12 protein-coding genes are annotated in these 14,313 nt (G+C 49.9%); 11 read left to right on the plus strand and 1 reads right to left on the minus strand.

Going from position 1 to position 14,313, the window contains the following annotated elements:
• Positions 1 to 15 precede the first annotated feature (15 nt).
• Positions 16 to 1,191, plus strand: a complete 1,176-nt coding sequence (locus PsWM33_RS03720; protein WP_063299258.1) for a hypothetical protein — start codon at positions 16 to 18, stop codon at positions 1,189 to 1,191.
• Positions 1,192 to 1,269: 78 nt separating this feature from the next.
• Complete coding sequence (locus PsWM33_RS03725) at positions 1,270 to 2,298, plus strand: hypothetical protein (RefSeq protein WP_208994375.1); 1,029 nt, start codon at positions 1,270 to 1,272, stop codon at positions 2,296 to 2,298.
• Here PsWM33_RS03725 and PsWM33_RS03730 read toward each other — a convergent pair.
• Positions 2,264 to 2,947, minus strand: a complete 684-nt coding sequence (locus PsWM33_RS03730; protein ID WP_063299259.1) for a protein kinase domain-containing protein — start codon at positions 2,945 to 2,947, stop codon at positions 2,264 to 2,266. The two genes, PsWM33_RS03725 and PsWM33_RS03730, sit on opposite strands and share 35 nt — an antisense overlap.
• Positions 2,948 to 3,267: 320 nt before the next feature.
• Between PsWM33_RS03730 and tssA the strand changes: the two genes are divergently transcribed.
• From tssA to tssH, 9 genes are all read left to right on the plus strand, one after another.
• A complete protein-coding gene (tssA, locus tag PsWM33_RS03735; protein WP_063299260.1) occupies positions 3,268 to 4,317 on the plus strand; it encodes a type VI secretion system protein TssA in 1,050 nt (349 codons plus the stop codon).
• A gap of 42 nt (positions 4,318 to 4,359) precedes the next feature.
• The gene (tssB, locus tag PsWM33_RS03740; RefSeq protein ID WP_063299261.1) at positions 4,360 to 4,893 is read left to right on the plus strand and encodes a type VI secretion system contractile sheath small subunit; all 534 of its coding nucleotides are present in this window, start codon (positions 4,360 to 4,362) and stop codon (positions 4,891 to 4,893) included.
• Complete coding sequence (gene tssC, locus PsWM33_RS03745; RefSeq protein ID WP_063299262.1) at positions 4,886 to 6,391, plus strand: type VI secretion system contractile sheath large subunit; 1,506 nt, start codon at positions 4,886 to 4,888, stop codon at positions 6,389 to 6,391. Before tssB ends, tssC begins: the two co-directional genes overlap by 8 nt.
• Before the next feature lie 133 nt (positions 6,392 to 6,524).
• Entirely contained in the window at positions 6,525 to 7,055 is a 531-nt protein-coding gene (locus PsWM33_RS03750; protein WP_057465257.1) for a type VI secretion system tube protein Hcp, read from the plus strand.
• Positions 7,056 to 7,137: 82 nt separating this feature from the next.
• Positions 7,138 to 7,989 carry a type VI secretion system accessory protein TagJ gene (locus PsWM33_RS03755; protein WP_063299263.1) on the plus strand — a complete coding sequence of 284 codons (852 nt, stop codon included), beginning with the start codon at positions 7,138 to 7,140 and terminating at the stop codon, positions 7,987 to 7,989.
• Positions 7,982 to 8,488 (plus strand): type VI secretion system baseplate subunit TssE, encoded by a 507-nt coding sequence (gene tssE, locus PsWM33_RS03760; RefSeq protein WP_063299264.1) that lies wholly within the window; start codon positions 7,982 to 7,984, stop codon positions 8,486 to 8,488. Before PsWM33_RS03755 ends, tssE begins: the two co-directional genes overlap by 8 nt.
• A gap of 1 nt (position 8,489) precedes the next feature.
• Positions 8,490 to 10,367, plus strand: a complete 1,878-nt coding sequence (tssF, locus tag PsWM33_RS03765) for a type VI secretion system baseplate subunit TssF (protein ID WP_063299265.1) — start codon at positions 8,490 to 8,492, stop codon at positions 10,365 to 10,367.
• A complete protein-coding gene (tssG, locus tag PsWM33_RS03770; RefSeq protein WP_063299266.1) occupies positions 10,364 to 11,524 on the plus strand; it encodes a type VI secretion system baseplate subunit TssG in 1,161 nt (386 codons plus the stop codon). The genes tssF and tssG overlap by 4 nt, the downstream gene beginning before the upstream one ends.
• A gap of 8 nt (positions 11,525 to 11,532) precedes the next feature.
• Positions 11,533 to 14,214, plus strand: coding sequence for a type VI secretion system ATPase TssH (tssH, locus tag PsWM33_RS03775; protein WP_063299267.1), 2,682 nt, complete (start codon positions 11,533 to 11,535; stop codon positions 14,212 to 14,214).
• The last annotated feature ends 99 nt before the right edge of the window (positions 14,215 to 14,313 follow it).

The raw sequence follows: 14,313 nt of genomic DNA on the forward strand, positions 1-14,313 counted from the left end.
CGTCGAGGTTACCCAATGGACCCTAAAGAACTACAACAGCTAAAAGCAGGCATTCAAAAGGCACGTAAGCAAGAAGTCAACTTTGCTTATTCGCCAAACAAGAATCCAAAGGAAGACGACGCTTTGATAATTCACCCGCGGAAAAAGCCAAAGATGCTTTTGGTCGCGGTGAAGAAGGAGACCCAGAACCCCAAGAGCATGTGTGGGGTTGTGACCATCAAAAGTAAGGAAATGACCATCGAATGCGTTGGTAAGCCACCTACCCAAGGGCTTATCAAGATGATGCGTAAGTTCCTAATCAGCCAAAAGCTAAATTTCAAGATCCATGTGAAGGATGAAGAGGGTAACACCGTTCACTCTGATCACGCAGAGGACGAAGGTGCAGAGACTCCAGATCATATGCTGGATACGTTCTCTCATGAGACTGATGAAGTTTCAGACACCGGCAGTGATGAAGCCTTTACCGATGAAGAGCTGGCTGCCAGTGGCGAAAATCTGAACGATACTGAAGAAGATGAGGACACATTTGCTGAAGATGCCGCTGCGGCTGCCGCAGAAGACGCAGCACAAGAAGAAATTCTGCGCGACAAGCTGACGTCGATCTTGGCCGCACTCACCCATAAAGTTGAGAAAGCACTCGGCAAGGATGAGGAATATAATGGCAAGCTGAGGCAGCAACTTGCAGCGGTTCAAGCCTCCGTCAATGCGCTGGACGATCCCGGTACGCAATCAGGCGTGAAAGCGATGCTTGCTCTGTTGACGCAGGCTCCAACACCTGAGAAGGTCGACCAGAAAGAGGTCTTCGCCGCGATCAAAGAGTTCCAGGTTCAGCGTGCAAATGTTGAAACAGAAATTGGTAGCCTTCTCGCCAAGCTGAAATCCCATACAGACCCACGTATGCGGCTCATTCAGGCTAAGGGCCCGTCTCAAGCATTGACTGGTGCAGCCAGCGTCCTCCAAGGGAATCTGGATGCGGTGCTCGGTGATCTGAAAGACTGGGGCGCAGCTGATCCAAAGCAGAAAGTTGCTGTTGCGAAGAAGCTCTCTGCGAGTATCACAACGCTTAACAAGCATATGGCCTCAGATACACTGATCGACTTGCTCGAGAAAAACCCACTCGGTGTATCAGTTTCAATCAAAAAGCCGATTGAAGCTGCACTGAAAGATATCGAACAGAAGATTTCCATCTGATCTAAACGCCCCATGCTGCAGTTTTTGTAGCATGGGGCGACCTTTGTTTACGGGAACAAGCCGAAGGAGCGCCCCGCATTGCCTTGCTTCTGTTTTTGCCCAGACATCATTCCCGACGTCAATCTCAACCTGCTTGTTCCTCTCGTATTGAAGGCAGGAGAAGCTACAAAAATACCGCGCATTATCGGACCATCACTGCGAACAACACCCTTAAGTTCACTTTTACGATTTCATCCCTATAACTTCCTAAGTCTGGCAGAGCTTCTACAGTTAAGTTCAAGCATAAACCAGCGTTTGGCGGCAGCGGCTGATCTCGCCTTAAGGTTGACGGAATCTGCGAGTCTGCCTGCTGCTAAACTCAAACTTAAAAAGCTTGCACAGACGAGTGCAAAATTTGCGTTGCCACTTGCTGCAAATTTGGCGTCGTTGCCTGGTCATATTCTGGCCAAGCTAGGGTTGGCAGCACAGCTGGTCTTGCAAATTAAAGGATTGGGACTAAACCCTTTTAATCTTGGGAATGCGAATATTAGTCTTGGCAAACTGAATCTCATCCTTCCCAAAGTAAGAATCTCATTGCCTCTCATGGGACTAGTTGATCTAGGTCTGAAACAGAATCTGAATATGAATGCCAAAGCTGATGTCAAAGCACTTGCCAACACGCTTGGAGATTTTGGCCGTTGGAACCTTGGGTTCAAAGCCGATCTAAAAGCTACTTTCAGGATTTTGTCTGCACTCAATATCATCGGCCTTTTGCAATCAGCCTTTGGCGAAAATCTGTTTTCTGGAAATCCTCGCGCGTGGGCCCGTCTCACAGCAAAGTTGAGCATTTTTTCCAAACTTCTTCCAAAACTGGCTTTTAAAATACCGTCTGCAAAGCTGGATCTTAGTGATCTCGATCTCAATATTGGTCAGGAAAACTGGCTCAAAAAAGCAAACCGTATCTCAGTCAGAGCTGCTGCTCATGCTTCATTGAGAGCCTCAGCTCGATTAAATCTAAATTCATTTGCTCGAATAGAGGCTGCCATTGGGCTCGCCTATGCCCTCTCCGCAGCTCTTAATATCAAGCCCACGACTAGGTGCTGCAGTCGCTGTGCGTTAATATTCTGACGCGTTCTTCGGGCACAAATTTCAGCAGTTGAGTTACCATTTGCCGCCAGTTTGGTGTTAATTTTCTGAGGTCGGGGTTGCACTGCCGAAACGCAATGGCAGCTTCATATGTATCCTTGATATGGTCCCGATATCCAAACATCTCGCGTATAATCAAGCCTAGTCCATAGAGGTCTGCTTTCTCGGTGATCTGATCCGTGCCTAACCCGAGTTGTTCTGGTGCAGCATAGTTCAAATGACCTGCAAAACTGCTACGAGGTCTTATAAACGGCAGTTCATCAGCAAAGGCACAATAGGCAAAATCCAGAATGACTAAGCTATGCTCTCCCTGGTTGCTTAGCATGATGTTGTTAGGAGCGAGATCTAGGTGAGTAATCCCTGCGTTATGGAGATGATTGATCGTCAGAACCAATTGCTTACAGAGTTGGACACATTCTTTTGAGGAAAGCGACACCTTACTAAGCCTATCGGCAAGTGTTTGACCTTCCACCAACTCCATGACCAGCTTGACGTTTCCAGTTCCGTCTTCGGCTTTCAGCTCCACAAATTTCGGTGCAATGGTGCCGGACAAAAGCTGTAGGGCTTTCGCTTCTCTAAAAAAGAGTTGCTGAGGAGCTGATGATGAGATGAGCGTCTTCTCTGCCAACATGCGTTTTGTCGACGGGCACTTGTAAAACCTGACAGTGCTTGTTGATGTGTTCTTTGCAGGTTCCAACACAATATCCTCATATCTGTCAGAGTGTTCTGGTTGCAGAGATACTTTTCCCTATCAAGTCAACGAGTTAATAACGATATTACCAGTTCCTCTTATACTGTACACACAATGAAATGATCTTGCGGAATATTATAGGCCCATCTCGAGTGGTCGCCCCACTCATTTGGCAACCTCTACCAATCCTATGCGCAAATACTTGGTAGTGATCGGACTTCCAGTCCCAATAAGCAGTAGCAGAGCGGGATAGATTTCGAATGGATCCAACGGCTTCCCTTCAACCTATTGAGGAGAATGCACCTTGCGGGCCGGATCTTGAATACGATCCTGACTTCCTGACGATGGAGACTGCTGCCAGTGGCACCCAAGATCACCAGATCGGGGAAGCCATTATCAAAGGGGAAGAGCCTGACTGGAAGGAAGCGCTGCGCCTCTCCACCCAGCTGCTTACGCGGACCTACGATCTTCGCGTTGCCATCATTCACGCACAATCTCTAATTGCAATTGAAGGATATCCAGGCTTCGCCAAAGGCATGGATTTCATTGCACAAATGCTGGATTCCTTCTGGGATACGCTGCATCCAGAACTTGATCCTGCAGAGGGGCATGACCCGATCATGCGTGCGAATGTCCTTTCCGCTCTCAACGACAGACGCACAACGCTTGCTTTGATCAGAAATGCCTCTTTGGTTCAGTCTCGTATCTTCGGGGCATGGTCTCTCAACGAGATCGCTATTGCCCGCGGGGAGACTGAACTGCCGGAAGGGCGAGATAGGCCGGACATTGCCTCTTACGATGCAGCGCTCAGAGAGACTGATCACGAAAACATTGCAGAGGTTGTTAATGCAATCGAAACTGCGATCAAAACATCCGAGCACATCCGGGATTTTTTCGGACAGCACGGTGGTCTGATCCTTGACGATCTGCTGCGAGAGCTACGTCAAGCGCAGTTTTTATTGGCTCCAGCACTGGAAATCGAAGAGGAAGAAGAGGAGGAGGATGGAGAACCTGCCTCTGAGGCAAAGGGACCAGTTAAAGCTCGAGCAGGCAAGAAAAGCGCAAGTTTTACCGGAACAGTTATAAACCGAACTGACGTATTAAGGGCTCTTGATGAAGTTTGTGCGTATTACAAGCGCAGCGAACCTTCAAGTCCGGTTCCACTTCTACTGGGTCGGGCCCGACGTCTTGTTGATCTCGACTTTTATTCCATCATCAAGGACCTCGCTCCAGATGGGGAAGCACAAGTTTTGAATATCAGGGGGGTACGCCCCGACGACGATGACGAACATTCTGGTTCAATCGAATAACCCAGGTCTGAATAAGAACAAAAGCACCGGGAACCCGATCACATGGCAAAACAAAGTAGTCAGAAATTTATAGCGAGGAACAGAGCCCCTCGAGTGCAAATTGAGTACGATGTTGAATTGTACGGTGCAGAAAAGACCATCCAGCTGCCTTTCGTAGCCGGTGTAATGGCTGATCTTTCTGGCAAGCCCGACGATCCACTTCCTCCTGTAGGGGATCGAAAAGCCCTTGAGATCGACGTCGACAATTTCGATGAACGCATGAAGTCGATGAAGCCACGTGTGGCATTCCGTGTTCCCAACACCCTAACAGGCGAAGGAAATCTCAGTGTTGATCTGACCTTCGAGAGTATGGACGATTTTTCTCCGGCAGCAGTTGCTCGCAAAGTTGATGCTTTGCGTACCTTGCTGGAAGCCCGTACTCAACTTGCAAACCTGATGACCTATATGGACGGCAAGTCCGGTGCCGAAGAGTTGATCGGTAAGGTTTTAAATGATCCTGCCCTTTTGCAAACACTAGCTGCCGCACCGAAGGAAGGTGATGCTGCTGCTGAAGAGAAGGACGAAAATAATGCCTGAAGCTGAAAAACAACCGGAAGTCGAAGCCGAAGAGGCACAGGTTGAAGCTATTGATCCTAATAACTTTGAATCTCTACTCACTCAAGAATTCAAGCCTAAGTCAGACAGCGCAAAAGAAGCCGTGGAAGGTGCAGTGGCAACACTGGCTGAGCAGGCTTTGGCAAACACGACGCTGATTTCGGATGACACGCTGAAGTCAATCGAGTCAATTGTTGCCGAACTTGACCGCAAGCTTTCCGAGCAAATTCAAACGATCCTTCACCACGAAGACTTCCAGAGCCTTGAGGGTACCTGGCGCGGACTTCACTATCTCGTCAATAACACTGAGACTGACGAAATGCTGAAAATCCGGGTGATGAACATCTCCAAGAAGGAACTGAGCAAAACTCTGAAAAAATACAAGGGTACAGCGTGGGATCAGAGCCCGGTCTTCAAGAAAATCTACGAGGAAGAATACGGTCAGTTCGGTGGTGAGCCTTATGGTGTGTTGATTGGCGATTACTACTTCGACCACACACCACCAGACGTAGCGCTTCTGAACGAAATGGCAGAGATTGCTGCGGCGGCTCATGCTCCGTTCATTGCAGGTGCAAGCCCTAGCCTCTTCCAAATGGAATCCTGGCAAGAACTCTCAAACCCCCGCGATCTCACCAAAATCTTCCAAACACCAGAATATGCCGCATGGCGATCACTACGAGAATCTGAAGATTCTCGTTATATCGGTCTTGCAATGCCGCGTTTTCTGGCCCGGTTACCTTATGGTCCGCTTACTGAGCCAGTAGATGAGTTTGATTTTGAAGAGGACACATCAGGTGCCTCCTCCTCAAAGTACGTCTGGTCTAACTCTGCTTTTGCAATGGCAACCAATATCACCCGTTCATTCAAGATGTACGGCTGGTGCTCCCGCATCAGAGGTGTTGAATCTGGCGGCGCTGTTGAAGGCCTGCCTTCACATACATTCCCAACGGATGATGGCGGCGTGGACATGAAGTGTCCAACTGAGATTGCCATCACTGACCGCCGTGAAGCTGAACTTGCGAAGAATGGTATGATGCCATTGTTACATCGCAAGAATTCGGACTTGGCGGCGTTCATTGGAGCACAGTCTTTGCAGAAACCAGCAGAGTATACGGACCCTGACGCGACAGCAAATGCGAACCTTGCAGCTAGGTTACCTTACTTATTTGCAAGTTGTCGGTTCGCTCACTATCTAAAATGTATTGTTCGAGACAAGATTGGTTCGTTCAAAGAACGTCAGGATCTTCAGAACTGGCTGCAAGATTGGATCATGCGTTACGTAGATGGCGATCCTGCAGGTTCGAGTGAGCAGACAAAGGCGGAAAAGCCTTTGGCGTCAGCCGAAGTAGTCGTCGAAGCCGACGATTCAAACCCAGGCTACTACAGCGCGAAGTTCTTCCTGCGTCCTCATTACCAGTTGGAAGGTCTGACGGTTTCTTTGCGACTGGTTTCAAAGCTTCCGTCAGCCAAGGGAGGATAAACCTCAGGCTGACGCGGAAGACGGCAGCGTTTTTATCAAACCCATTCAAAACGCTGTTAATCGGCACTACGCCTCATGCGGCAAGCCGTTTAGTGCCACAAAAAAGTAAGCAACAAAAAGTGGAGCAAGCGTCATGTCAATTGATGCATATGTAATCTTTGAGGGGCCCGGTGCCGGTGCTATCGCCATTGAAGGCGAAACACAAGATGACGAAATGGCAAAAAAAAAGGCCTTCGAAATCGCCACTTTCAGCATGGGTGCTGAAAACACTATGGACATCGGCTCCATGCGTGGCGGTTCTGGCGCTGGTCGCGTGAAGTTTAAAGAATTCCAGATTGAAAAGAAAAGTGACCGCGGTTCGCCAGGCCTTTTCCTTGCTTGTTGTAACGGCGGTATTTACGAGACAGTGACACTTTTGCTTCGCCGTTCTGGTGGTGCATCCGGTAAAGCTGGTGTGATCTTCCTTACCTTCACAATGAAGCTGGTTGCCATCAAGGAAATCAGTTGGGAAGGTAACGATGAAGAGTGTAAAGAATCCATCCAGATGGAATATGGTGCTGTTCAGATTGATTACACCATGATGGATACCACTGGTGCGATGGGCAAGACACTTACCGAAAAGTGGAGCCGCATCAAGAATACTCGCGACCTGGTCGTCAAATAATCGAGTATTTCCCTACCTTATCTGTTTGCCGGGGGCTTCCCCGGCAAACCTTCCTCATCGCAATAATCTGGAGTGATCCCGTATGTCTGCGAAGGAACATCTAGCCACAGGTAATTTACAAGAAGCGCTCAAGATCACTCAGGAGCATGTGCGAAAAAAGCCTGAGGACGTCAAAGAGCGCATCCTCCTTTTCCAGCTCTATTGCGTCAATGGAGACTGGCTCAAAGCCAAAAAACAACTTCCAATCATCCGGCAGTTTGATGAAAGTGCCGTGCCTATGGTGGAGACTTATTCCCGCTTGCTGGATATGGAGCAATTGCGCGAAGAAGTCTTTTCAGGTGACAAGACGCCCCTGCTCTTTGGCGAACCCAAAGAATGGCTTTCTTTCCTGGTTCAAGCCCTCAAGTTCGATAGTGAGAAGAACGAACAAGCGGCAATTGAGCTTCGGGATAAAGCCTTTGAAGAAGCAGACGCTATTTCCGGAACCATCAATGGTGAAAAGTTCGAGTGGCTGGCAGATGCCGACCCGCGGCTTGGCCCAGTTCTTGAGCTTATGATGAGCAACGCCTATTATTGGGTTCCGTACTCCGCAATCAAATCCATCAGAATTCCAGAGCCTCGTGATCTGCGGGACATGTGCTGGACACCTGTGAATCTTCTTTGGGTCAATGGTGGCCCTGCAAATGGTTTCATTCCAACACGTTACGTTGAGACTGTTCATTCAGACGACCCAAACCTCAAGCTTTCCCGTTTAACTACCTGGAACGAAGACAGACCGATCGGGCAACGTACGTTTGCGCATGAAAGCGCAGAGATCCCTCTGCTTGAGGTGCGAGCGATCAACTTTGACACTGAACTGGATATTCATAAGGACATCGGCCCCGTAACGGGCGCAGATGATGCCGCATCTTCAACGGAGGGAGGCCATGGTTGAACGCCCTCTTGCTGATCGGTTGGTCCCGTCTTTGTTGGATCGTCTTACAGATGACAACCCGTTTCAGCAGGTGGAGCCTCGCGAAGCCCGTGTCACCAGTTCGGTTAATCTTCGGTATTCCATTCAACGTGATTTGGAGTGGCTTTTTAACACAACCCGCCTGGCATCAGACATTGATTTGACACCCTATCCCGAAGTCCAGTCCTCCGTCTTAAATTTTGGAATTCCAGACCTAGGCGCGATGACAAGCAAAAGTGCTGAAGAGATTGAAGACATCTTGCATGAGGCAATCGTACATTTCGAGCCTCGCCTTATCGCAGATAGTCTTTTGGTTTCTATCGTTGAACCTAATAAGCCACGCCGCTCCAATCGTCTGGACTTCCAGATTGAAGGGCAGTTGTGGTCCCAACCTTTGCCACAAGCCTTGTACCTGCGCACTGAGTTCGACCTTGATGTGCATGCGGTGCAAATAGCTAAACCGCGCCAGCGAGGTTCTTGACATGAAACCTTGGCTGCTTCCGTATTACAACAGAGAATTACAGCATATTCGCGAAAGTGCCTCTGAATTTGCAGAGGCTTACCCCAAAGTCGCCGGACGCCTTGGGTTGAGCGGTTTTGACTGTGTAGACCCGTACGTTGAACGTCTTCTGGAAGGCTTTGCATTCCTGACTGCGCGTGTTCAATACAAGCTAGACGCTCAATTCCCTCAGTTTACGCAGCACCTTCTTGAGATGGTGTATCCTCACTTTCTGGCTCCAGTTCCATCCATGCTTATCGCAAATTTAGAACCGGATATGACGCAGGGTTCCCTGAAGGATGGGTATGTGATCCCTCGCGGAACGCAGTTGCGCAGCCGCAAGAGTGCCCGCGGAGCGACGCCTTGTATCTATAACACTGCCCATGAAACAACCCTTTGGCCAATTACGATAGAGGCCATCGATTATCTGGCGAGCCCAAGCGAACTGGCCGCTCAGAAGGTTGAGGTGAAAAATGGAGCAAAAGCCGGACTTCGCATTCGACTAAAAACGGTTGGCAATATTCCATTTAACGAGCTCGCACTGGACGAATTGCCGCTGTATCTGCGCGGTGGAGGCTCACAACCGGTGAAGCTTTATGAGCAAATCATCGGCAATTGCACTGGCGTTTCGATCCGTCCAACAAGTTTGCCTACTCCCTGGGAAATCAGTCTTTCCTCCGAGATCGTGAATACGCGTGGGTATGGAGACGAAGATGCGCTTCTTCCTTATGGTCCACAATCCTTCAGCGGGTACCGTCTGTTGCAGGAGTACTTCGCATTTCCGCATCGTTTCCTGTTTGTTGAACTGACCAATCTGCAACCTGCCGTTCGTCAATGCGAGACGGATGAAATGGATATCTTCCTGCTCTTTGATCGGATTGACAAAGATCTGGAACGTGCCGTTGATCGTGCTAACATCTCTTTGTTCTGCACGCCTGCAATCAATCTGTTCTCAACGCGCCTTGACCGTTTGCATATCAACGATAAGCGCAGCGATCATCACGTTGTACCAGACAGATCGAAACCGCTCGATTACGAGATTTATCAGTTACAAGAGGTTGAAGGGTTCAGCTCGCAAGGCGATGCCCCGCAGATCTTCAAGCCGTTCTACAGCCTATCAAGTACGCAAGACCTACAAAGCGAAGGCGCCTACTACACGGTGAACCGCAAACAGCGGCTTGCAACGGCCAAACGTCAGATGATAGGTGGGCGGAGTAATTATCTTGGCACAGAGATTTTTGTCAGTCTCGTAGATGCGAAAGACGCTCCCTATAATCTGGCACTCAACCAGCTGGGCATCCGCGCGCTTTGTACAAACCGGGATCTGCCATTGATGATGCCGATTGGTGCGGGAAAGTCGGATTTCTCCCTTCCGGAAGGTGGGCCAGTTGAAGCGGTCAAATGCATTGATGGTCCTAGTCGCCCACGTCCCTCAAACATCTTTGGTGAGACCGCATGGCGTTTCATCAATCATCTTTCACTGAACTACCTCAGCATTGCAGACAACAACGATACTGATGGTGCGCAAGCGCTGCGTTCCATCCTGCATCTGTATGCGCCATTGGGTGACAGTTCCACAACACAACAGATCGACGGCGTACGCTCAATCAAATCCACACGAGCTGTTCGCCGCCTCCCCGGACAAGGCCTTTCATCCGTGGCGCGCGGGCTTGAGCTCAATATTACGCTTGATGAAGCCGCCTTTGAAGGCACGGGTGTGTTCTTGCTTGGTGCTGTGCTCAATGAGTTCTTTGCTCGTTACGTTTCGATCAACAGTTTCACCGAGACGGTGATCAGATCCAACGTACGCGGTGAAGTGATGCGCTGGCCCTGCCAGATCGGGAGGCGTCACAGACTATGACCGGTTCGCAAACACCACCCCCTCCCGGCTCTTCTGGTCCACCCAAACCTCGCGATGGGCAAGGCGCACTGCCCGTACCGTTTAAGGCAGACGTAGCGCCTGAAGCTCGGTGGAAGCAGCGCTTGCGCTCGGCTGAGAAAGATTACCTCAGTTACGAATTTTTGCCTTTGGTGCGGCTGATTGAGTGTTCTAACCCGGATATGCCTCGGATCGGAACGTCACGGCGCTGTCAGGACGACCCTGTTCGATTTTCTCATGAACCGCATTTGCAGTTTGAAGCCTCAACGATCACAGCATTCAAGCAAGGTGTTGGAACAAAACCCAGCCGGTTAACCAGCAGGTTTTTAGGGCTATTTGGACCCAACGGTCCAATGCCGCTTCATCTGACTGAGTATGCCTTTAAGCGGGAACACCAGCACCGCGACACCACTATGCGTGCATTCGCGGATGTCTTTCACCACCGTATCCTGAGCTTATTTTACCGCGCGGCGATTACGGGGGAACCCGCGTTCAGCTTTGATCGCCCCGAACAAGACCGGTATTCGATCTATACCGGAGCACTCGCGGGGTTTGGACCGACTGAATTTCGGCATCGTGATGATTTGCCGGATGTGGTGAAGTACCACTTCGCTGGCCGTCTCGCCTTGCAAACCCGCGGAGCTGATGGGTTGCTGGCTATTTTGAGCTGTTACTTCAACCTTCCCGTCGCTCTGGAAGAGTTTATCGGAGAATGGCTGTATCTACCCAAAAATCAAGTGACGACCCTCAACGGCTTTCGCAATGCCGGACTTCTCGGTGTTGGTGCTGCACTGGGGGGGCGAGTTTGGTCCAGCGACACAAAGTTCCGTGTGGCATTCGGTCCTCTGAGCTTACGTGACTATGAAGGTCTGCTTCCTGATGGTGTTTCCATGCCGCGTTTGCTTTCAGCCGTCAGAGCCTATTGCGGCGATGAGCTGGAGTGGGATGTGGCTCTTGTCCTTAAGCGCAATCAGGTGCCGACTACCCGGCTTGGACAATATGGAAAGCTTGGCTGGACCACCTGGTTGTCTCCTAAAAAACAAGGCGATCCGGTCCGAGATCTCAATTTACGCCCACGACAAGTCACTGAAAAATCAAAAGCATCTGTTCACAACAACAATCGTGCGAAGGCTGCCTAGGAGTTCCCATGAGTGATATCAAACGAGCGTCCCTCTTCGGTAAATTGAATCCGACCTGCTATCAGGCAATCGACAGCGCTACGACCTTTTGTAAGATGCGTGGCAATCCCTATGTGGAGTTGGAGCACTGGTTCCAGCAGTTGTTGAGCGGTCAAGATTCAGATCTACACCGCATCTTGCGGGATGCAGAGATCGATGAGGCCCGGCTCGCAAGTGATCTCACCAAGGCCTTGGACAAGTTGCCCCGAGGAGCCAGTTCAGTCAGCGATCTGTCTCAGCACGTGGAAGAGGCCGTTGAACGCGGTTGGGTTTATGCCACTTTGATGTTTGGTGATAATGCCATCCGCAGCGGTTACCTTCTGATTGGCATCCTAAAAACACCGGGCCTTCGCAATACTCTCTTTGGCATTTCGCGTCTGTTTGAGAACATTTCAGCTGATGATGTTGCGACACGATACAAAAAGATCACAGAAGGCTCTCCTGAAGAGGGAAAAGCCAAAGATGGAACGCAACTTGATGCTGGCGAGCAGAAAGCCACCACTCCGGGTCTGAAATCCGCTGATGAAGCGTTAGACGCCTACTGCACAGATATCACGGCAAAGGCAAAAGCTGGACAGCTGGATCCGGTTATTGGCCGTGAAGAAGAAATTCGCCAGATCATCGATACGCTGATGCGCCGTCGTCAAAACAATCCGATCCTGACTGGAGAAGCGGGTGTTGGTAAAACGGCAGTGGTCGAAGGTTTAGCCATCCGCATAGCAGAGGGCGACGTGCCCCCATCCATCAAAGATGTGCGCATTCTGTTGCTTGATGTCGGGTTATTGCAGGCTGGTGCTGGCGTAAAGGGCGAATTTGAAGATCGCCTTCGCAAGATACTGGATGCGGTGCGCTCCTCTGTGCAACCGATCATCCTGTTCATTGATGAAGCTCACACGCTCATTGGTGCAGGCGGTGCTGCGGGAACCGGTGATGCAGCCAACCTCTTGAAGCCAGCTCTTGCTCGCGGTGAACTACGAACAATCGCCGCAACAACATGGTCTGAATACAAGAAGCACATTGAGAAGGACCCTGCCCTTGCTCGCCGCTTCCAGAACATTTTGGTTGAAGAACCTGATCCAGATAAAGCCGTTGCTATCATGCGCGGTGTGGCAGCGATGCTTGAAGAGCATCATCAGGTCCAGATTCTGGATGAAGCGCTTGAGGCTGCCGTACATTTGTCGATGCGTTTTATTCCGGCACGGCAGCTGCCAGATAAGGCAATCAGCCTGATTGATACAGCGTGTGTCCGGGTTGCTCTTTCACAGCATGCGACCCCAGCCGCTGTAGACGACTGCCGTAAGCGTCTCGTTATGATTGAGACGGAACGAGATATCCTTGAACGAGAAGCGCAGTCCGGGTTTGATGTTGGAGATAAGCTAACTGACGTGCACAAGAAGCTTGCAGAGCTTGAGAAAGAGCGTGAGGCTCTTGAAGCTGAGTGGTTGAAAGAACAATCACTTGTTACAGAAATTCTGAAACTGCGTGAGGTGTTCCGCCAGACCAATGGAGATGAGAACGCTGATACGGCTCCAATCAAGAAGGAGCTGGATCAGAAACTTGAGGAACTGACCGAACTACAAGGTGAGCATCCCCTCATTCTTCCTGAAGTAGATAGCCAAGCTGTCGCAACGATTGTTTCTGACTGGACGGGTATCCCAACCGGGCGCATGGTCTCTAACGAGATTAAGACTGTGTTGCATCTGAGCGATATCCTGAGGAAACGGATCATCGGCCAAGATCACGCTATGGAGGTGATCGCTCGCCGCGTAAAAACCTCCCGTGCTAATCTTGATAATCCAAGTCGCCCAATTGGTGTGTTCCTTCTGGTTGGACCAAGTGGTGTTGGTAAAACCGAGACAGCCTTAGCGCTTGCGGAGACCCTTTATGGCGGTGAGCAGAACCTTATCACCATCAACATGAGTGAGTTTCAGGAGTCCCATACAGTCTCCACGCTCAAGGGCTCTCCTCCAGGTTATGTGGGTTACGGTGAAGGCGGCGTGTTGACGGAAGCTGTGCGCCGCAGACCTTATAGCATCGTGTTGCTGGATGAAGTTGAGAAAGCCCACCCTGATGTGCACGAACTCTTCTTTCAGGTCTTCGACAAGGGCATGATGGAGGATGGCGAAGGCCGGAAGATCAATTTCAAGAACACTTTGATCCTACTGACCGCCAATGTGGGCAGTGACCTCATTTTGGATATGTGCGCAGACGAAGATCTGACACCTGATCCAGAGGGAATTGCCAAGGCTTTAAGACCCCCACTCCTGAAAGCCTTTCCGGCAGCCCTTTTAGGCCGACTTGTAACCGTGCCTTATTACCCGCTGAGTTCCCCTGTCATTCATAAGATTATCAATCTGCAACTTGACCGGATTGGTGATCGTATCCTTGAGAACCACAATGTGACGTTCACTTGGGATGATTCAGTTGTTGCTTTGATTGAAAGCAGATGTGCGGAAATTGAGAGTGGTGGTCGTATGATCGATGCAATCCTGACCAACACCCTTCTCCCGGATATCAGTACAGAGTTCCTGAAGAACATGAGTGAAGACAAGAAGATCACAGAACTCAAGGTTCTGACTGATGGTGATGCATTTGACTACAAGTTCAAGAAGTCACCTGTGGCTAAAAAAGACAAGCACAAGAAGAAATAAGCCCATAACAGGAAAATCAAATAAAGCTGAAAGCAAAATCAAAACATAGGCTTATTAATTTTTTTTACCACAGAAACTAACTGAAACAAAACACGTCGG

Origin of the sequence: Pseudovibrio sp. WM33 (assembly GCF_001623165.1) — a bacterium.
Classification (GTDB): Bacteria; Pseudomonadota; Alphaproteobacteria; order Rhizobiales; family Stappiaceae; genus Pseudovibrio.